The following is a 17,961-nucleotide window of genomic DNA, read 5'->3' on the forward strand; positions in this document are numbered from 1 at the left end:
AAGAACGGCGTGCCCGTGGGAGTTTTTTGCCCGTGCGCCTGTGTGATAGCGGTTTTTGAGGAGTTTTCATTGGCAGTCAGCAATCTCGATATGCATGCCCTGTTCGTGCTGGGCGACCTTCGCGGCAAACTGGTCAAGCTGTTCCAGTCGCGTTACGTCTATGTCACCGAGCAGAGCCCCGAAGGCCTTTACATGGCCGAGATCGACACCGAAGAGTCGCTGGTGGTGGACGACAAGCAGCGCCTGGAGCTGAAAGTCGGCGACCACTTCCGCGCTGCCGTGCTGCCGAGCCGTGAGGGCGGCAAGTTCGAAATCCGTTTCCGTGAAATCAAGCTGACCATCTATGGCCTGGGCGAGTACGCCTTTGTCAGCGTGCCGGAAGGCAACGGCATCGTCTTTCGCGAGGGCAAGGGCGTGGTGATGGTGTTCGCCGCTAACGAGCGCATTGAAGAAGGTCTGTCGAAGGTGCTCAAGGCCGCCACCGCCAAGGCCGCCAAGTGGCGCAAGGGCGAGCTGACCTTCAAGGCCAGCGAGTGAGCGGACGGCGCGAATTCCACGCCAGCCATCAACCACGCGCCGAAGCGCAGGCACGCCAGTTGCTGGCGCGCCGCGACGAGTTGAAAGGGCAGTGGCTGAGCTGGGTCGCCGGCCAGCTTTACCAGCTTGAGCCTGCGGAGTACGCGGCCATGGTCAGGCGCGAGCTGCAACGCCTGAGCGAGCAGTCGCTTCAATAATCCTTTTCGGGACTGCCGCTGACTTCATCGGGCACGTCCTCGCCGGCCATGCGCTTGCGAAACAGCGCAGTACGGGCCAGCAGCAAGGTGGTCACCGGCACGGTGATCGACAGCAGGATCGGGATCAGCCAGGCATGCAGCACTGGCGTTTCCTTGAGCCCCGAGAAATACAGGATCGACGCCAGCGACACGCACCAGGCGCCCAGGGTCGAGGCCAGCGCCGGCGGATGCATGCGCTGGAAAAAGTCCTTCAGGCGCAACAGCCCGATGGCACCGGTCAGGGCGAACAGGGCGCTGGTCAGGATCAGCGCGGCGGTCACTACTTCCAGCCAGAACGGCAATACCGGAGCGGTCATTCGATCACCTCGCCACGCAACAGGAATTTGGCCAGGGCGAACGAGCCGACAAAGCCGAACAGGGCAATCAGCAGCGCGCCCTCGAAGTAGGTATCACTGCCGTAGCGGATACCCAGCACCAGCATCGTCAGCATCCCCAGCATGTACAGGTAGTCCAGCGCCAATACCCGGTCCTGGGCCGAAGGGCCGCGGAACACGCGGACCAAAGTCAGCGCCATGGCAATGGCGAAGATGAACAGGCTGGCGATGATGGCGTTGGCAAGCAGGCCAGTCATTCGAAAATCTCCATCAGCGGACGTTCATACGTGGTCTTGAAGTGTTCGATGAAGCTCGCTTCATCGTCCAGATCGAAAACGTGCAGCAGCAGGATGCTGCGGTTCAGCGCCAGCTCCGACCATACCGTGCCGGGAACCACTGTGGTGATCATTGCCAGCGCGGCCAGGCCGTGGGCGTCGCGCAGGTCCAGCGGAATATGCACGAACTGCGAACGCGGCGGCCGGCGTCCGGCCTGCCAGACACTGCGAAACACCAGCAGGTTGGACACCAGCACATCCGCGCCGACCCGCAGGATCAGGCGCAGGATGGTGCCCGGATGGCGGATGCGTGCTTGTAGCGGGCGCAGCGGCGCCATCAGTTGCGGCGCGACGATGCCGAGCAGGATCGCCAGCAGCAGGTTGCCGGGGCTTACCGAGAGGTTGAGCACCAGCCAGAGCACGGCCAGCGACAGCGACAGCAGCGGCGCGGGGAAGAGTTTTTTCATGGTTGCACCTGCCCGACGCTGTTCAGGGTGGTCGGGCCGGGGATCGGCTGAGTGCCCAGCACGGCTTCGATGTAGACGCCGGGGTCCCTCAGGCTGGCGGCGGTGTCCTGGGCGTAGCGCATCAGCGGCTCGGCCCACAGGCTGAGCACCACGCACAGGCTCAGCAAGGCGACGATGGGCACGCATTCATACAGGCGCAGCAGCGGCGAAGGGCGCTCCTGCGGCGTCCAGAAGCGCTGGATGCCGACCCGCACCAGGGCAATCAGCGAAGCCATCCCGGACAGCACCAGCAACGCCACCAGCACCCAACCGGTGATCGGCACCGGCTGGTCCGGTTCGACACCCAGGCCCAGTGGGTTGAACAGTGCGGTGATCAGGCTGAACTTGCCAACGAACCCCGACAGCGGCGGCATGCCGATCACCAGCAGGGCGCAGGCGATAAAGCTGAAACCGAGGAACGCCATGGTCCACGGGATCACCTGGCCGACCACGGCTTTCTGCTCGTCGTCCAGGTTGATGCCCTTGGGCGGTTGCAGCGATTCCAGCGGCGAGGGCATGGCGTCTTCTTCCTCGTCCTCGGGGATTTCGTTGGCCGAGCGCGAGCGCTCGATCAGCTCCGCCAGGAGGAACAGCGCGCACAGCGCCAGGGTCGAGCTGACCAGGTAGAACAGCGCGGCGGAGGTCACCGCGGTCTGGCCGAAGCCGATGGCCGCCACCAGGGTGCCGGCCGACACCAGAATGCTCAGGCTGGCGAGGCGCTCCAGGCGCTGCGCGGCGAGGATCGACAGCGCGGCGCAGGCCAGGGTCGCCAGGCCGCCGTACACCAGCCATTCGCCACCGAAGTAGGCCGAGGCCCCGGCTTGCCCGGAGAACAGCAGGGTCCACAGGCGCAGCAGGGTGTAGATGCCGACCTTGGTCATGATCGCGAACAGCGCGGCCACCGGGGCGCTGGCTGAGGAGTAGGCCGGCACCAGCCAGAAATTCAGCGGCCAGATTCCGGCCTTGGCCAGGAAGGCGATTGCCAGGATCGCTGCGCCAGCGTGCAGCAGGCCGCGATCGGCCTCCGGCACCAGCGGGATTTTCAGCGCCAGGTCGGCCATGTTCAGGGTGCCGGTCACGCCGTAGAGCATCGCCGCGCCGATCAGGAACAGCGATGAAGCGAACAGGTTGATGGCGATGTAATGCAGACCGGCCTTGACCCGCGAGCGCCCCGAGCCATGCAGCAGCAAACCGTAGGACGCGGCCAGCAGCACCTCGAAGAACACGAACAGGTTGAACAGATCGCCGGTCAGGAAGGCGCCGTACAGGCCCATCAACTGGATCTGGAACAGTGCGTGGAAGCTGGCGCCGGCCCGGTCCCAGCGGGCCAGGGCGAAGAGCAGGGCGCTGATGCCGACTATGCCGGTCAGCACCAGCATCAGCGCGGAGAGGCGGTCGAGCACCAGCACGATGCCGAAGGGCGCGGCCCAGTTGCCCGGCAGGTAGACGCCGATGGACGTCGCCTGGCCCTGGTCACGCACCCACAACAGAAGGGCGATGGCGATGCACAGCCCGGTGAGGGTGGACAGCAGGTTGATCCGGGCCTTGAGCGGCCGGCGTTTTTCGCCGAGCAGCAGCATCAGCGCCGCAGTCAGCAGCGGTAGCAGGATCGGGGTGACGATCAGTTGTTGCATCCCACTCATTCCTTGGGCTCCCGTCCATCGACATGGTCAGTGCCGGTAAAGCCGCGGGACGCCAGCAACACCACGAGGAACAGTGCAGTCATGGCGAAGCTGATGACGATCGCCGTCAGCACCAGCGCCTGGGGTAGGGGGTCGGTGTAGTTGAGCAGGTCTTGCGGGACGCCGTCCTTGATGATCGGCTCTTTGCCGATAAACAGGCTGCCCATGCTGAAGATGAACAGGTTGACGCCGTAGGACAGCAGGCACAGGCCCATGATGACCTGATAGGTCCGTGGCCGCAGGATCAGCCAGACGCCCGAGGCGGCGAGCACACCGATGGCTATAGCGATGACTTCTTCCATCAGGCGGCGGCTCCTTGAGTGGTGGGTTTGGGCTGGGTCGGGCGGTGGGCACGAACCGACTGGTGGGCGAGGGCCGTGAGGATCAGCAGCGTCGAGCCGACCACCACGGTGAACACCCCGATATCGAAGAACAGCGCGCTGGCCACGTGCAGGTCACCCAGCACCGGCAGGTGCAGGTGCGCGGTGTGCGTGGTCAGGAACGGGTAGCCGAACAGCAGCGCGCCGACTCCGGTGAGGGTCGCGCAGAGCAACCCGGTGCCCATCCAGCGCAGCGGCCGCAGGCTCATCTGCGCCTCGACCCACTGGGTGCCGGCCACCATGTACTGGAGAATGAACGCCACCGACATCACCAGGCCGGCGACAAATCCGCCGCCCGGCTGGTTGTGGCCGCGCATGAACAGGTACATCGACACCAGCAACGCCATCGGCAGCAGCAGGCGCACCAGCACCGCCGGAACCATCATGAAGCCCAGCGCGGTATCGGTAGCGTTACGCGGGTTGACCAGATCGGTGACCACGTCCGGCGCCAGCGAGCGCTGCTGGGCGGGCAACTGGATGCTTTCGCGCGGCGGACGGAAGCGCCGCAGCAGGGCGAACACCGCCAGCGCCACGGCCACCAGCACGGTGATCTCGCCGAGGGTATCGAAACCACGGAAGTCCACCAGCATGACGTTGACCACGTTGGTCCCGCCGCCTTCCGGCAGGGCGCGGCTGAGGTAGAAGGACGAGATGAAGTTCGGCGTCGGACGGGTCAGCATGGCGTAGGACAGCAGCGCCATGCCGCCGCCCACCAGCACCGCCAGCACCAGGTCGCGCAGACGGCGCCAGCGCGCCCGTTCCTGCGAGCCGGCTGCAGGCGATACGCCTTCGATCCGTCGCGGCAGCCAGCGCAGGCCCAGCAGGATCAGCACGGTGGTGACCACTTCCACCACCAGTTGGGTCAGCGCCAGGTCCGGCGCGGAGAACCAGACGAAGGTGATGCAGGTCATCAGGCCGCAGACGCTGACCATGATCAATGCCGCCAGACGGTGGTACTTGGCTTGCCAGGCGGCGCCGATGGCGCAGGCGATTGCGATCAGCCAGAGCATCACGAACACCCCGGAACCCGGGATCTTCGGCCGGTGGCCCCAGCTCAGGCCGTGGTGCAGCAGCGGCAGCATGCCGGCCAGCAGCGCGGCGGTTACCAGCATGAACAGTTGTTTCTGCAGGCGCCGGGTGGTGAGCACGCGCTCGCCCCAACGGGCGACGCGCATCAGCAACACCTGGCTTTTTTCGAACAGGCGCTTGCCGTTGAAACGCTCGATAAACGGTGGATGGCGGAAGCGCCCGTGCTGGAACTGGGTCCGCAGCGCCAGGTACAGCAGGATGCCGCCGCACATGGCGACCAGGCTCATGATCAGCGGCGCGTTCCAGCCGTGCCAGACCGCCAGGCTGTACTCGGGCAGGGTGCCGCCGACCACCGGCAAGGCGGCGGCGGCCAGCAGCGGGCCGACCGACTGCGCAGGGAAGATGCCCACCACCAGGCAGGTCAGCACCAGCAGCTCTACCGGCGCACGCATCCAGCGTGGCGGTTCGTGCGGGGTGTGCGGCAGGTCGGTGGCGGTCGGGCCGAAGAACACGTCAACGGTGAAGCGCAGGGCATAGGCGACGCTGAACGTCCCGGCCAGGGTGGCGATCACCGGCAGGGCCATCTCGACCCAGGCGGTGGACGTGATGAACACGGTTTCGGCGAAGAACATTTCCTTGGAGAGGAAGCCGTTCATCAACGGCACGCCGGCCATGGACGCGCTGGCCACCATGGCCAGGGTGGCGGTGAACGGGATCAACCGGAACAGCCCGCTGAGCTTGCGGATGTCGCGGGTGCCACTTTCGTGGTCGATGATGCCTGCCGCCATGAACAGCGACGCCTTGAAGGTGGCGTGGTTGAGGATATGGAACACCGCCGCCACTGCCGCCAGCGGGCTGTTGAGGCCCAGCAGCAAAGTGATCAGGCCGAGGTGGCTGATGGTGGAATAGGCCAGCAGGCCCTTGAGGTCGTTCTGGAACATCGCCGCATAGGCGCCCAGCAACAGGGTGCAGGCGCCGGCGCCGCCGACGATCCAGAACCATTCATCGGTACCGGACAGCACCGGCCACAGCCGCGCGAGCAGGAAGACCCCGGCCTTGACCATGGTCGCGGAGTGCAGATAAGCCGAAACCGGGGTGGGCGCCGCCATTGCGTGGGGCAGCCAGAAATGGAAGGGGAATTGCGCACTCTTGGTCAGTGCGCCGAGCAGGATCAGGGGCAGCAGGACCGGGTACAGGGCGTGGTTGCGGATGGCGTCACCGGACGCCAGCACCCTGTCCAGGTCATAGCTGCCGACGACATGGCCGAGCAGGATCACCCCCGCCAGCAGGCATAAACCTCCGGCCCCGGTGACCATCAGCGCCATATAGGCGCCGCGGCGGGCGTCGGCACGGTGGTGCCAGTAGCCGATCAGCAGGAAGGAAAACAGGCTGGTCAGTTCCCAGAAGAACACGATCTGGATCAGGTTGCCCGACATCACCAGGCCGAGCATGGCGCCCATGAAGGCCAGGAAGAAGGCGAAGAAGCGTGGCACCGGGTCTTGCGGTGACATGTAGTAACGCGCGTACAGCGACACCAGGGTGCCGATGCCCAGCACCAGCAGGGAGAACAGCCAGGCGAAGCCGTCCATGCGCAGGACCACGTTCAGGCCCATGCTCGGCAGCCAGAGCATTTCTTCGCGGATCACCCCGCCATCGGCGATCTGCGGATAGAGCATGGCCACTTGCACCGTGCCCACCAGGGCAACGATGCCGGCGAGCACGGATTCGGCGTTACGCGCGTTGTGCGGCAGGACACCTGCCAGACAGCTCCCAACAAATGGCAGAAGCAGCAGAACTATCAAGGACATAGATATCTAATCTGCGGAAATTTGTAAGGGATCATACGGAACAGCCATGGGATCACCAACCATGAAGCTGTCGCAGAACCTTACAAGAATTGTAAGAAAAATCTTTTTTCTTATAACAGTTTCCGCAGGACAAGCACCCGGTTGGCTAGAGACCCGGGTCGGCTTCCTTCTCATCCGCGGCGCATACAGCCGGCTTTTCTTCCCGGCGTTTGATCTTCAGTTCGCTCACCACCACGGCGATCACGATCAGCAATCCGCCGACCAGGGCCAGGCCTGGCAGGCGATCACCGGCAATACGTCCGACAATCCCGGCCCAGACCGGTTCACCTGCGTAGATCAGCGTAGCGCGGGTTGGCGAAACCGACTTCTGCGCCCAGTTCATTGCCACCTGGATCACCGCGCTCATGGCGCCGAGGCCGATGGCGCTGGTCAGCAGCAGCCAGGAGAAGTCCGGCAGGCGTTCCTGGGTCGGCACCACCATCATGAATGCCAGCGCCGAGGCAGTGGCCAGTTGCACCACGGTGACCCGGCGCACATCCACCTTGCCGGCATAGTTGCTGATCAGAATGATCTCTGCGGCGATGGCCACGGCGCTGACCAGGGTGGCGATTTCACCGGGGCTGAACTGCACCGCGCCGCCGCTGGGGCCGGCCAGCAGCATCAGGCCGGCAAACGCCAGGCCGATGCCCAGGCTCGGCATCAAACCGGGACGGCGCCCCAGCACCAGCCACTGCAACAGCGGTACGAAGGGCACGTAGAGCGCGGTGATGAAGGCCGACTGGCTGCTGCTGATGGTTTGCAGGCCGACGGTCTGCAGGCCATAGCCGAGCATGATCGACACGCCGATCAGCACCCCGGCTTTCAGTTCCAGCAGGGTGAGGCCAGGCAGCGAGCGGGCGCAGAAGGCGCCGACGAACAATGCGGCGGCGGCGAAGCGCAGGCCGACGAAGAACATCGGACCGCTGACAGTCATGACGTTGTGCACGATGAGGAAGGTGCCGCCCCAGAGCATGGTGATGAACACCAGCACCAGTTCCGCCTTGCTCAGGCGGAAAGTGAAGGACGCACGCGAGGGGGTATTGGTAGTCATGACCTTGCACACAGAAGAGGGGGCGACGCACAATGCGCGGCAAAGTTGGGCAGTATACTGCGCAAACCCTTTCGAGTGAGCACCCACGTGGACAAAGATTCCAATTCACGCGCTTCGGTCTTGCAGCACGTCAGTCAGAACGTGCGCCGCCTGCGTCACGACGCGGGCCTGAGCCAGAGCGCCCTGGCGCAGAACTCCGGTGTCAGCCGACGCATGCTGGTGGCCATCGAGGCGGGAGAGAAAAACGTCAGCCTGTCGACCCTCGACCTGATCGCCGAAGCGCTGGGCGTGGCCTTCAGTGACCTGATCAAGGCTGCGGACAACCGCGACTCCAGCCGCATCAACGAACTGGCCTGGGCCGGCGAGCACCCCGCCAGCAAGGCGGTGCTACTGGCCAGCACCCCCGCCCGCCGCGAGGTGGAACTGTGGGAATGGCGCCTGGAACCGGGCGAGCTCTACACCACCAGCGCCGACCCCGAAGGCTTCAGCGAGCAGGTCTTCGTCTTCGAAGGCTGTCTGACGCTGCTGATCGACAACCAGCAGCACCAACTGGTTGCCGGCGAGTTTCTCAGCTACGCCAGCAACCGTAACCACTGCTACCGCAACGATGGCGAGGTGGCGACTCGCTTCGTGCGCAACGTGGTGATCTGACTCAGGCCGCGAGCCATTCTTCGGTAGAAATCACCTTGGCGTAGCCGAACGCCAGCGCAGCCATGTACGCCGCATGCACCTGGGCGGCCGGGACCTTCACTCCGTTGAATTCGACATCGAGGGTGGCGCAGGCGTCGTGCAGCACGCTGACGCTGTAGCCAAGGTCCGCGGCGGCACGGGTCGCGGCATCGATACAGACATGGCTCATGCTGCCGACCACCGTCAGGTCGGTGATCCGCTGTTCTTCCAGCAGACGCAGCAGCGGCGTGTCGAGGAAGGCGTTGACCTTGTGTTTGAGCACCACGGCCTCGCCGTCGCGGGCGGCCACTTTCGAATGGATCCGCGCACCTTCCGAACCGGGCGTGAAGAATGGCGCATCGGCGGATTCGAATTCATGCCGGACATGAACCACGAAGTCGCCGCGCTCACGGGCCGCGGCCAGCGCCTTGGCGGCGTTGTCGGCGGCCGCGTCGGCGCCGGCCAGGGTCCATTTACCGCCGGGGAAATAATCGTTCTGGATGTCGATGATGATCAGGGCGTGCTTGCTCATGCTGCTTCCTCAGGAGGATGGTGATGGTGTGGCGGATAGTTATAGGCTTGCGCGGCGCTGTTGAAGATTGGCGCGACCGACAATTTGACGGGAAAAACTGACAATGACCTGTGTGGGCGACGCAACCGAGATCGGCATCCTGATGTACCCGGGGGCGCAGATGGCCGCGGTGTATGGCATGACCGACCTGTTCAGCGTGGCCAATCGCCTGGCCGCCGACCTCGGTGTGCGCCAGCAGGCACCGCTGCGGGTTTGCCACTGGCAGGACGTGGACGGCGCGCTGAGAGTGACCTTCGACAGCCAGCCACAGCCACGCCACCAGCCGCGGGTGATGATCGTGCCGCCGAGCCTGGGCTCGGAGTTGTCCAGCGAAGTGCTGGAGCGCTATCGCGGGCAGTTGCGCGAATGGCACGCCGACGGCGCATTGCTGGCGTCGGTCTGCGTCGGGGTATTTTTCATCGCCGCCAGCGGTGTGCTCGATGGCCGTTCGGCGTCTACCCACTGGACCTTCGCCCAGTCGCTGGCCGAGCGTTTTCCCCAGGTCAAAGTCGAGGCCAACCTGCCGCTGCTGGACGACGGTGATGTGATCACCAGCGCCGGACTGATGGCCTGGACCGAAGTCGGCCTGAACCTGGTGGAGCGCTTCCTGGGTCACACCCTGGCGAGCGAAACCGCGCGTTTTCTCGCGGTGCAGCCGGTCCAGCTCAAGCCTGCGGGCAGCACCTTCAGTCCGCGTCTGGATCACGGCGACGAAGCGGTGTTGAAGGTTCAGCACTGGTTGCAGAGCACTGGCGCGCGGGACGTCAGCGTCGCGGTCATGGCCGAATGCGCGGGCCTTGAAGAGCGCACCTTTCTCCGGCGTTTTCGGGGCGCCACCGGGCTCAAACCCACCGAGTACTGCCAGCAAGTGCGGGTCGGACGGGCCTGCCGGATGCTCGAATTCACCCGCCGCAGCATCGATCAGATCGCCTGGGGTGTCGGCTATCAGGACCCCGGCGCGTTCCGCAAGGTCTTCCACAAAGTCACCGGTCTGGCCCCCGGCGAGTACCGCAAACAGGTGACTGGTCAGGCCTGATTTCAGTGTTCCTCGGCGAGCGCGGGCAAGTGCGGCCCGGGGCCCTGCTCGGCCAACTGGTCATGGTGGTTGCGCAGGGGGCAGCTCTGCATCGACATGCAGCCACAGCCGATACAGCCGTCGAGCTGGTCGCGCAGCAACATCAACTTGTCGATTCGCTCGGTCAGGTCAGCACGCCATTGAGCTGACAGGCGGCGCCAGTCCGCGGCGTTGGGCGCGCGATGGCTGGGCAGGCTCTGTAACGCGGCGTGAATGCTCGACAGCGGCAGGCCGAGGCGCTGCGCCATCTTGATCACCGCCACCCGGCGCAGGGTTTCCCGAGGAAAACGCCGCTGGTTGCCAGCATTGCGGGTGCTGAAGATCAGCCCCTTACTCTCGTAGAAGTGCAGCGCGGTGACCGCGACGCCGCTGCGCGTGGCCAGTTGGCCGACGCTCAGGCTTTTGTCGTCCATGCAAAGAATCTCTTGACCTTGAGTTAACTGGAGGTTTTACCGTGCCGGGCCATGCACCACAAGTGCAGGCTTGCCGCGCAGCCTTTCGCGCCGAAGCCCAACGCGTTTACTCGCTGACCTTGCCTACCCGACAACGGAGAGATTTTTCATGATGGCGGTAGCAAACAGTCTCTGTTTCACCCAACTGATCGAATTCGAAGTGGCCCCGTTACGCCAGCAGGCACTGGCCCATGCTCTGGCGGCACGCAGCGAGCGGCTGGCGTTCGAGCACGCCGGGCTGCTGGGGATCAGCGTGCAGGCCAGTGACGACGGCAGTCGGGTGCTGCAATACTTGCAATGGCAGTCGCGCTCCGCCTGGGAGGCCGCCATCGCCAGCTTCGACCAGGAACCGTTTCTCGATCTGCTGCGCGAGCACCTGGCCCGGGGCGTGAATTTCTCCGCCTTCCAGACCCTCAGCAGCCTCGCGCGCACCGCCGAGGGCGGGCTGCATTGCCAGGTTGCGCCGCACCAGGCGCTATGAGTACCAGGGTGAATGGTGCGGATAACGATCAAGCCGGGCGCCGATCACCATCTCGCTGATCCAGGCGGTGAGCAGGGCGCTGTAGGCTTTCTGGCTGCGGTCGCTGGACAGCGCGTGGTCGGCGCCGTCGACGATCCGGTGGGTCAGCGAATGGGCGCAACCAAAGGCCGAGCGGTAGCTCATCAAGGTGCTGTGGGGCACATAGTCGTCCTGCTCCGACTCCACCAGCAGGACGTCACCGGAAAATTCGGCGCACGCCGCCAGTGCGCGGTTGTCGCCGGGGCCAAGGGTCATCAGTCGGTATTGCGACAGGCGTTGGCGGTCGAGGCCCTGCTTGGGCGCGCTCCATTCGTCATCCCAGTACAACGCCGGCACCCGCAGCGCCAGCCATTTCACCGGGCGCTGGCGCGTCAGCAATGTGGCCAGGTAGCCGCCGTAACTGCTACCGATCACGGCGATGGAACTGGTATCCACCGCCGGGTGGCCGACCAGCTTGTCGTAGGCCGCCAGCACGTCGGCGAAATTCTGCTCGCGGGTGACGCTGCGGCGCTGGCTTTCGGTTTTCTCATGGCCGCGCAGGTCGAAGGTCATGCACACGCAACCTAGCCCGGTGATGTGCTTGGCCCGGGCCAGGTCGCGTTGCTGGCTGCCGCCCCAACCGTGGACGAACAGAATCCCCGGAACTTTCGCACTGGGGCTGAGCAGCGTTCCGGCGATGTTTTCGCCGTCGACAAGGATGTCGAGGGTTTCGCTATGGATGGTCATAGGCGCGGATCCTCGCGTATTTACAGATGCGTCCGACTTCACAGTCGTCCCCTTGGTAGAAAAGCGTCGCGTCCGCGGGCAATTGCACCTCGTCGAACACCTCGTGGGTCGAGGCGCGGATGCGTTGCAGGGCCGGGTCCTCGGAAAATGCCCGCAGCGCCAGCAACTCCGCGCTGCTGGCGCCGCCGATGCGCCAGGATTGCTCCAATACGCCGCTGCGCACGCTGCCGTGGGGCGTCAAGCCGCGGGCTACGTCGTAATTGCGCCGGGACGCGAGAAAGCCGGGAAAAGCCTGCATCGCCGCCTGCTCGTAGGTTCGGGCCTGGGTGATTGCCAGACGCAACGGATCTTCCAGCTCCAGTTGCAGCAGCTCGTCGTAGCCGCCGCGCACCAGCACCAGGTCCGAACCGCCGTACACCGACACGCCCTGATGATCGGTGGTCAGGCTCTGCACGCCGTAGTAGCTGCAGGTGATACCGGCTACCAGCGCCTGGCCGACACTGAATGTTTCAACCTGCTCAAGGTTCTCCTCCAGCACCAGGCCCCAGAGGGCCAATTCGTCTTCGTCCATTTGCCGCAGCTCGGCTTCCAGGGCGTTCAGGTTCTCGATCACCGTTTGGCCGCGACCGGCGGTGGCCCGCACCGGCTTCAGCCGCAGCGGCCCGTCCTGGAGCAAAAGCGCTGCGGCGCGCCGGGCATCATCGATGCTGAACACCGTGTAGCCCTTGAGCAGGGCATCACTGGCGCGGCGGGCGAAGTCGTCGGTCCAGCCGAGCGGAAAGGTGGCGCTGGCGGGCAAGGGGTGAGAGATGGCTTTGGTCGCCATGTAGGGATGAGTGACCATGCCGCCGAAGAAATCGGCGATCGAGGTGATGCCCAGTTCCCGATAGCGCGCAGGTTCGATCAGCGTCGAGGTGGGGAGGTAGTAGAGGTCTCCGCTGTCATCGGCCTCGGTGTCCACCACCTCGGTATGCAGCAGCGCCGCGAGGTGTTCGGCCAGCTTGCGGTGGACGGCGCGTTCGTGGTCGGGCGTGCTCTCGCGGGTATCGAGCAACAACACGCCGTGCTTGCGGTCGGTCCGGCGGGGCATGGTAGGCGCTCCAGCAGCAAGGGATATCTGTTCTGAAGCGCGCGACCAAGCGGAAGTTCAGCGCTAATCGGGCTTTTCTACTAAAAGTTATATAAATATGAAAATTGATAATTATTAGTTCTATGTTGGCTTGAGGCACTATGGCATCAGGATTCGGGAAGCGCGCTGCGTTCCTGGGCGACAACTGCCAGAGAGCCTTGAACCATGGAAAATCTACCGCTGTATTTCGACTATGCCGCCACGACGCCCGTCGACGAGCGAGTCATTGACGTGATGGTCAAGTGCCTGGGCGCAGCCGGCAATTTCGGCAACCCGGCGTCCAGTTCGCACCGCTATGGCCAGCAGGCGCGGCAAGCCGTTGAACTGGCCCGGCAACAGGTCGCGTCATTGGTGGGCGCGCGTGCCGATCAACTGGTCTGGACCTCCGGCGCCACCGAGTCGAACAACCTCGCGCTGAAGGGCCTGGCCCAGGGCCGCAGCGGCGGGCACATCATCACCAGCCGGGTCGAACACAAAGCCGTGCTCGACACCGCCCGGCAGTTGCAGGACGCCGGCTTCGAGGTGACTTACCTCACCCCGGATACGAACGGGCAGATTACCCCGCGCGCCGTATTGGCGGCCTTGCGGCCGGACACGTTCCTGGTCTCGCTGATGCTGGTGAACAATGAGCTGGGCACGCTGAATGATGTTCGCGCCATCGGTGAAATCGTTCGGCGCCATGGCGCGCTGTTGCATGTAGATGCCGCGCAGGCGGCCGGCAAAGTGGCAATCGACCTGAGCGAGTGGCCGCTGGATGTGGTGTCGTTCTCTGCGCACAAGGTCTACGGACCCAAGGGTATCGGTGCACTGTATGTTGGCGAACGCGCCCGACCCCTATTGCAGGCGCAGATCCACGGCGGCGGTCACGAAGGCGGCTTGCGCTCCGGCACCCTCGCAACGCACCAGATCGCTGCGATGGGTGCGGCGTTCGCCCTGGCCGGCGAGGTGCAGGACGAGGAGGTGGCACGCATCCGATGTTTGCGTGATCGCCTGCTGGAACAGTTGCGTGATATTTCCGGATTGCAGCTCAACGGTAACGCTCAACACGCCATCCCCCACACCCTCAGCCTGACTTTCAGCGGCGATTCGCTGGACCTCTCCGCACTCGGCGCAACACTGGCATTTTCCTCCACCTCGGCCTGTAACTCCGGTAGCAGCGCGCCTTCCCACGTGTTGCTGGCGCTGGGGCATGACGAATACCTGGCGAGTCAGACCATCCGCCTGAGCCTCGGACGTTTCACCCACGAGGCGGATATCGACCAGGCGGCCCGCGCGATAAGGGCTGCGCTGCGTCCGGCGCCGTTCTGGGGAGTTGCCCGAGGCTGATGCCTGCTCCATTATCAGCGGCCAGAATGAATGGCCGTGGTAGTGACAGGAGTAAGCATGAACAGTCAGCCGACAGCGCAGGATGCGATCAGTACACGAGTGGCGCGCCTGCGTCAGGTGATGCGCAACGAAGGGGTCGATGCGTTGTTCGTGCCTTCCGCCGACCCCCATCTTTCCGAATACCTGCCGGGCTACTGGCAGGCGCGCCGGTGGCTCTCGGGCTTCCACGGCTCGGTCGGCACCTTGGTGCTGACCGTGGACTTTGCCGGCCTCTGGGCCGACAGTCGTTATTGGGAGCAGGCCGAGCGGGAATTGGCCGGTAGCGGGATCGAGCTGGTCAAGCTGCAGCCGGGTCGCCCGGGTCCGTTGGACTGGCTGGCCGATAATGCGCCCGCCGATGGCACTGTGGCGGTGGACGGCGCAGTCATGGCCCTGGCCTCGGCCCGGCAATTGGGCGATCGACTGAAGGCGCGCAATGTCCGACTGATGATGCACAAGGACCTGCTCACGGGCGTCTGGGACGATCGCCCGGCGCTGCCCACCAACCCGGTCTATGAGCATTTGCCACCGCAGGCAACGGTCAGCCGCGTCGACAAGTTGAACACCCTGCGTCAGAGCCTCGCGGAGCGTGGTGCGGACTGGCATTTCATTGCCACCGTCGATGACATCGCCTGGTTGTTCAACCTGCGTGGCAGTGATGTTTCCTACAACCCGGTCTTTGTCTCCTTTGCGCTGGTCAGCCGCGATACGGCGCTGCTGTTTGTCGGTGAAGGCAAGGTCGATGCTCAACTGCGCAAGGTTCTGGCTGCCGATGGCGTAGAGGTGCGGGATTACCCGGCGATTTCCGCCAGTCTCGCCGCGATTCTGGCGGGCAGCAGCCTGTTGGTCGATCCGGCCAAGGTCACCAGTGGCCTGTTGGCGAACCTTAATGAAGGCGTGCGACTGGTGGAGGGGATCAACCCGACCACCCTGGCCAAGTCGCGCAAGAGCGAGGCGGACCTTGCGCACATCCGCCAGGTCATGGAGCAGGATGGTGCGGCGCTGTGTGAGTTCTTCTCTTGGTTCGAGGTCGCCCAGACCCGCGAGACGGTTACCGAAGTAACCGTCGATGAGCGCCTGAGCGCCGAGAGGGCGCGGCGCCCCGGTTTCGTTTCACTCAGCTTCGCGACCATCGCCGCCTTCAATGCCAACGGTGCGATGCCGCACTATCGGGCCACGGAAGCCTCTCACGCGCGGATCGAAGGCGATGGCCTGCTGCTGATCGATTCTGGCGGGCAATATCTGGGCGGGACCACCGATATCACCCGTATGGTGCCGATTGGGACGCCTAGTCAGGCACAGAAAGAAGATTGCACGCGGGTGCTCAAGGGCATGATCGCGTTGTCGCGAGTGAAGTTTCCACGGGGCATTCTGTCGCCGCTACTCGATGCCATCGCCCGGGCGCCACTGTGGGCAGAGCATGTCGATTACGGCCACGGCACCGGTCACGGCGTGGGCTACTTCATGAATGTTCATGAAGGGCCGCAGGTGATTGCCTATCAGGCCGCCGCCGCGCCACAGACGGCCATGCAGGCGGGGATGATCACCTCCATCGAGCCGGGCACTTATCGTCCGGGGCAGTGGGGCGTTCGGATCGAAAATCTGGTGTTCAATCGCGAGTCGGCAAAGAGTGCGTTCGGCGACTTCCTTGAGTTCGAAACCTTGACCCTGTGCCCGATTGATACGCGTTGCTTGCTGATCGAAAGGCTCGGAAGCGAGGATGTCGAGTGGCTGAACGGCTATCACGCGCAGGTACGGCGTCGGCTCGAACCATTGCTGAGCGGTGCAGCGCTTGCGTGGCTGCAGGAGAGAACGGCGGCAATCAGCGCTTAGGTCGGCAAAATGCTGCATTAATAAAGAAGGGCAACCCACGGGTTGCCCTTTCTTACTTGCAGATGACGATCATGCTGCGGCTGGTGTAGCCCGCTGGATTGATGCCGAACGGATAGTCGCCGGGCTCTTCATCGCCGTCGCCGGATTTTGCGATGACCTTGTAGCCTTTGGTGCCGCAAGAGCTTTCAGCTTTGCTGTAGCACTTGTTCCAGGAGGAGGACAGGCCAGAGCAGTTGATGTGCAGCCCTTTCTTGCCACGCTTGACTTCGTCCTTGGCGGTTGCGGCACAACCGGCAACGGCCAGAATGGCGAGGATGAGCAAAATTCGTTTCATTCCTGTCCTTAACGCATTCGCGGGTCTGTGCCCGTGTTTGTGTGCTTGGCATCGTCCTGATGCTTATTCGTCCCTGCTCCGATTTGAAAGGTTCAAACTAAGACGCCGTTCACAGCTTAAACAGGGTTGCCGGGCCGACACAATCATTCATATCACTTTTAAATGAAAATATTTCTCAATCAGTCGGCAGCCACCAGCGGTGGAGTGTCCTTGCGCATGGACAGCGTAGCGCCGACCGAGGCTGTAATGATGGCGGCGATCGCCAGCCATTGAGTGAGGCTCAGCACTTCATTAAGGAACAGTAACCCGGAAAGAGCGCCAAACGCGGGTTCGATACTCATCAGCGTGCCGAACGTGCGTGCCGGCAGGCGCGTGAGGGCCACCATTTCCAGGCTATAGGGCAGGGCGGTGGAAAGAATCGCGACGCTGAGGGCTACCGGGATCAGTGCAGGGTTCAACAATGCAGTGCCGGCGTGAACGATGCCGATCGGGGCAACGACTACTGCAGCAATGACCACCCCGAGGGCAGCGGTCTGGATGCCGTTCTCGGCGCCGGCTTTTTGCCCATAAAGGATATAAAGCGCCCAGCAAACGCCGGCGGCCAGAGCGTAGCAGGCACCCTTCGGATCGATTCCCGAGCTGGTCGCACCGATAGGGACCAGCAACAGCAGGCCGGCGATGGCCATGCCGATCCAGAGAAAGTCTACCGGACGGCGCGACGCATACAGCGCGACTGCCAACGGGCCGGTGAACTCCAGCGCCACCGCGATGCCCAGCGGAACAGTTTGCAGCGACATATAGAAGAGAAGATTCATGCCACCCAAAGCGGCGCCGTAAACCACCACAGTCTTCAGCGTGCTGGCGGTAAGCCGTGCACGCCAGGGGCGCAGCAGAAGCAACATGATCACGCTCGCGATCAGCAAGCGCAGCGTCGTGGTGCCCTCCGGGCCAACCAGCGGGAACAGGCTTTTGGCGAGCGACGCTCCAGACTGAATCGACGCCATTGCAATCAGCAGCACGCCGACAGGAAACAGCGTGGCGGCCAGGCTGCGGGTTTGGGTGTTCATCGCGGTTGGGTGTTCCTTTATATAGGAGGGCAGGGCGGTAGTTACGCCGATGGGCCTATGATGCTCAACTGCGGGGTAAATGAGCAATATAGTGCGCATATTTCTTTGTTGACCCGTATTTCAAATAAACCCTTGACGCCCCGTTCAATCTGTCTATAATTCGCCCCACTTCCGGCGCAGTCGAAACGGAAAACTCCTTGAGATTCAACGAGTTAGAAGTTTCAGGTAGCGTAGGAAGTGTTTCGGTCTCCACCGAAAGCGGTGAAAAAAGGCAGTTGACAGCAGGTTGTAACGCTGTAGAATTCGCCTCCCGCTGACGAGAGATCGCAGCGAGTCAAGTGT

Annotated in this window: 20 protein-coding genes; 7 read left to right on the plus strand and 13 right to left on the minus strand. The window is 63.7% G+C overall.

What is annotated here, in order from left to right; genetic code table 11:
- Window positions 1-69 precede the first annotated feature (69 nt).
- Both HWV67_RS00735 and HWV67_RS00740 read left to right on the plus strand, forming a co-directional pair.
- Window positions 70-537: a hypothetical protein gene (locus HWV67_RS00735; RefSeq protein WP_095157593.1), complete on the plus strand. Its 468-nt coding sequence runs from the start codon at window positions 70-72 to the stop codon at window positions 535-537.
- Window positions 534-734: a hypothetical protein gene (locus HWV67_RS00740; protein ID WP_175649514.1), complete on the plus strand. Its 201-nt coding sequence runs from the start codon at window positions 534-536 to the stop codon at window positions 732-734. The genes HWV67_RS00735 and HWV67_RS00740 overlap by 4 nt, the downstream gene beginning before the upstream one ends.
- Here the strand turns inward: HWV67_RS00740 and HWV67_RS00745 are convergent.
- From HWV67_RS00745 to HWV67_RS00775, 7 genes are all read right to left on the minus strand, one after another.
- The gene (locus HWV67_RS00745) at window positions 728-1,090 is read right to left on the minus strand and encodes a Na+/H+ antiporter subunit G (protein WP_095157589.1); all 363 of its coding nucleotides are present in this window, start codon (window positions 1,088-1,090) and stop codon (window positions 728-730) included. The genes HWV67_RS00740 and HWV67_RS00745 overlap by 7 nt on opposite strands.
- Window positions 1,087-1,365, minus strand: coding sequence for a K+/H+ antiporter subunit F (locus HWV67_RS00750; protein ID WP_095157587.1), 279 nt, complete (start codon window positions 1,363-1,365; stop codon window positions 1,087-1,089). The genes HWV67_RS00745 and HWV67_RS00750 overlap by 4 nt, the downstream gene beginning before the upstream one ends.
- Window positions 1,362-1,850 carry a Na+/H+ antiporter subunit E gene (locus tag HWV67_RS00755; protein ID WP_175649515.1) on the minus strand — a complete coding sequence of 163 codons (489 nt, stop codon included), beginning with the start codon at window positions 1,848-1,850 and terminating at the stop codon, window positions 1,362-1,364. Before HWV67_RS00755 ends, HWV67_RS00750 begins: the two co-directional genes overlap by 4 nt.
- The gene (locus HWV67_RS00760) at window positions 1,847-3,532 is read right to left on the minus strand and encodes a monovalent cation/H+ antiporter subunit D (protein ID WP_175649516.1); all 1,686 of its coding nucleotides are present in this window, start codon (window positions 3,530-3,532) and stop codon (window positions 1,847-1,849) included. Before HWV67_RS00760 ends, HWV67_RS00755 begins: the two co-directional genes overlap by 4 nt.
- Window positions 3,529-3,873 (minus strand): Na+/H+ antiporter subunit C, encoded by a 345-nt coding sequence (locus tag HWV67_RS00765; RefSeq protein ID WP_009394682.1) that lies wholly within the window; start codon window positions 3,871-3,873, stop codon window positions 3,529-3,531. Before HWV67_RS00765 ends, HWV67_RS00760 begins: the two co-directional genes overlap by 4 nt.
- Window positions 3,873-6,788, minus strand: a complete 2,916-nt coding sequence (locus HWV67_RS00770; protein WP_175649517.1) for a monovalent cation/H+ antiporter subunit A — start codon at window positions 6,786-6,788, stop codon at window positions 3,873-3,875. Before HWV67_RS00770 ends, HWV67_RS00765 begins: the two co-directional genes overlap by 1 nt.
- A 145-nt stretch (window positions 6,789-6,933) precedes the next feature.
- Window positions 6,934-7,878: a DMT family transporter gene (locus tag HWV67_RS00775; protein ID WP_175649518.1), complete on the minus strand. Its 945-nt coding sequence runs from the start codon at window positions 7,876-7,878 to the stop codon at window positions 6,934-6,936.
- Between the two features lie 87 nt (window positions 7,879-7,965).
- On the opposite strand from HWV67_RS00775, the gene HWV67_RS00780 reads away from it, so the two are divergent.
- Window positions 7,966-8,529: a helix-turn-helix domain-containing protein gene (locus HWV67_RS00780; protein WP_175649519.1), complete on the plus strand. Its 564-nt coding sequence runs from the start codon at window positions 7,966-7,968 to the stop codon at window positions 8,527-8,529.
- Window position 8,530: 1 nt separating this feature from the next.
- On the opposite strand, the gene HWV67_RS00785 is transcribed toward HWV67_RS00780, so the two are convergent.
- Complete coding sequence (locus HWV67_RS00785) at window positions 8,531-9,079, minus strand: cysteine hydrolase family protein (RefSeq protein ID WP_175649520.1); 549 nt, start codon at window positions 9,077-9,079, stop codon at window positions 8,531-8,533.
- 103 nt (window positions 9,080-9,182) lie between these two features.
- On the opposite strand from HWV67_RS00785, the gene HWV67_RS00790 reads away from it, so the two are divergent.
- On the plus strand, window positions 9,183-10,154 hold the full coding sequence (locus HWV67_RS00790) for a GlxA family transcriptional regulator (RefSeq protein WP_175649521.1): 972 nt from the start codon (window positions 9,183-9,185) through the stop codon (window positions 10,152-10,154).
- A gap of 2 nt (window positions 10,155-10,156) precedes the next feature.
- On the opposite strand, the gene soxR is transcribed toward HWV67_RS00790, so the two are convergent.
- Window positions 10,157-10,606 carry a redox-sensitive transcriptional activator SoxR gene (soxR, locus tag HWV67_RS00795; protein WP_175649522.1) on the minus strand — a complete coding sequence of 150 codons (450 nt, stop codon included), beginning with the start codon at window positions 10,604-10,606 and terminating at the stop codon, window positions 10,157-10,159.
- A 148-nt stretch (window positions 10,607-10,754) separates the two neighbouring features.
- On the opposite strand from soxR, the gene HWV67_RS00800 reads away from it, so the two are divergent.
- Window positions 10,755-11,126, plus strand: a complete 372-nt coding sequence (locus HWV67_RS00800; protein ID WP_110972612.1) for an antibiotic biosynthesis monooxygenase — start codon at window positions 10,755-10,757, stop codon at window positions 11,124-11,126.
- Here HWV67_RS00800 and HWV67_RS00805 read toward each other — a convergent pair.
- Window positions 11,121-11,891, minus strand: coding sequence for an alpha/beta hydrolase family protein (locus HWV67_RS00805; RefSeq protein WP_110972611.1), 771 nt, complete (start codon window positions 11,889-11,891; stop codon window positions 11,121-11,123). The two genes, HWV67_RS00800 and HWV67_RS00805, sit on opposite strands and share 6 nt — an antisense overlap.
- On the minus strand, window positions 11,878-12,981 hold the full coding sequence (locus tag HWV67_RS00810; protein WP_175649523.1) for a DUF3182 family protein: 1,104 nt from the start codon (window positions 12,979-12,981) through the stop codon (window positions 11,878-11,880). Before HWV67_RS00810 ends, HWV67_RS00805 begins: the two co-directional genes overlap by 14 nt.
- Before the next feature lie 204 nt (window positions 12,982-13,185).
- On the opposite strand from HWV67_RS00810, the gene HWV67_RS00815 reads away from it, so the two are divergent.
- Both HWV67_RS00815 and HWV67_RS00820 read left to right on the plus strand, forming a co-directional pair.
- Window positions 13,186-14,346, plus strand: a complete 1,161-nt coding sequence (locus HWV67_RS00815) for a cysteine desulfurase family protein (protein ID WP_175649524.1) — start codon at window positions 13,186-13,188, stop codon at window positions 14,344-14,346.
- Between the two features lie 57 nt (window positions 14,347-14,403).
- On the plus strand, window positions 14,404-16,218 hold the full coding sequence (locus HWV67_RS00820) for an aminopeptidase P family protein (RefSeq protein ID WP_175649525.1): 1,815 nt from the start codon (window positions 14,404-14,406) through the stop codon (window positions 16,216-16,218).
- A 52-nt stretch (window positions 16,219-16,270) separates the two neighbouring features.
- On the opposite strand, the gene HWV67_RS00825 is transcribed toward HWV67_RS00820, so the two are convergent.
- Together HWV67_RS00825 and rhtA are read right to left on the minus strand one after the other, a co-directional pair.
- A complete protein-coding gene (locus HWV67_RS00825) occupies window positions 16,271-16,552 on the minus strand; it encodes a hypothetical protein (protein ID WP_110972607.1) in 282 nt (93 codons plus the stop codon).
- 179 nt (window positions 16,553-16,731) lie between these two features.
- On the minus strand, window positions 16,732-17,619 hold the full coding sequence (rhtA, locus tag HWV67_RS00830) for a threonine/homoserine exporter RhtA (protein ID WP_175649526.1): 888 nt from the start codon (window positions 17,617-17,619) through the stop codon (window positions 16,732-16,734).
- Window positions 17,620-17,961: the final 342 nt, after the last annotated feature.

Source organism: Pseudomonas sp. Marseille-P9899, assembly GCF_903166565.1.
Taxonomy (GTDB): domain Bacteria; phylum Pseudomonadota; class Gammaproteobacteria; order Pseudomonadales; family Pseudomonadaceae; genus Aquipseudomonas; species Aquipseudomonas huaxiensis.

Bases quoted from the DNA above. Each gene is read 5' to 3' on its own strand.
- HWV67_RS00745 (WP_095157589.1), bottom strand. From the start codon at position 1,090: ATGACCGCTCCGGTATTGCCGTTCTGGCTGGAAGTAGTGACCGCCGCG.
- HWV67_RS00750 (WP_095157587.1), bottom strand. From the start codon at position 1,365: ATGACTGGCCTGCTTGCCAACGCCATCATCGCCAGCCTGTTCATCTTC.
- HWV67_RS00755 (WP_175649515.1), bottom strand. From the start codon at position 1,850: ATGAAAAAACTCTTCCCCGCGCCGCTGCTGTCGCTGTCGCTGGCCGTG.
- HWV67_RS00760 (WP_175649516.1), bottom strand. From the start codon at position 3,532: ATGAGTGGGATGCAACAACTGATCGTCACCCCGATCCTGCTACCGCTG.
- HWV67_RS00765 (WP_009394682.1), bottom strand. From the start codon at position 3,873: ATGGAAGAAGTCATCGCTATAGCCATCGGTGTGCTCGCCGCCTCGGGC.
- HWV67_RS00770 (WP_175649517.1), bottom strand. From the start codon at position 6,788: ATGTCCTTGATAGTTCTGCTGCTTCTGCCATTTGTTGGGAGCTGTCTG.
- HWV67_RS00775 (WP_175649518.1), bottom strand. From the start codon at position 7,878: ATGACTACCAATACCCCCTCGCGTGCGTCCTTCACTTTCCGCCTGAGC.
- HWV67_RS00785 (WP_175649520.1), bottom strand. From the start codon at position 9,079: ATGAGCAAGCACGCCCTGATCATCATCGACATCCAGAACGATTATTTC.
- HWV67_RS00790 (WP_175649521.1), top strand. From the start codon at position 9,183: ATGACCTGTGTGGGCGACGCAACCGAGATCGGCATCCTGATGTACCCG.
- soxR (WP_175649522.1), bottom strand. From the start codon at position 10,606: ATGGACGACAAAAGCCTGAGCGTCGGCCAACTGGCCACGCGCAGCGGC.
- HWV67_RS00800 (WP_110972612.1), top strand. From the start codon at position 10,755: ATGATGGCGGTAGCAAACAGTCTCTGTTTCACCCAACTGATCGAATTC.
- HWV67_RS00805 (WP_110972611.1), bottom strand. From the start codon at position 11,891: ATGACCATCCATAGCGAAACCCTCGACATCCTTGTCGACGGCGAAAAC.
- HWV67_RS00810 (WP_175649523.1), bottom strand. From the start codon at position 12,981: ATGCCCCGCCGGACCGACCGCAAGCACGGCGTGTTGTTGCTCGATACC.
- HWV67_RS00815 (WP_175649524.1), top strand. From the start codon at position 13,186: ATGGAAAATCTACCGCTGTATTTCGACTATGCCGCCACGACGCCCGTC.
- HWV67_RS00820 (WP_175649525.1), top strand. From the start codon at position 14,404: ATGAACAGTCAGCCGACAGCGCAGGATGCGATCAGTACACGAGTGGCG.
- HWV67_RS00825 (WP_110972607.1), bottom strand. From the start codon at position 16,552: ATGAAACGAATTTTGCTCATCCTCGCCATTCTGGCCGTTGCCGGTTGT.
- rhtA (WP_175649526.1), bottom strand. From the start codon at position 17,619: ATGAACACCCAAACCCGCAGCCTGGCCGCCACGCTGTTTCCTGTCGGC.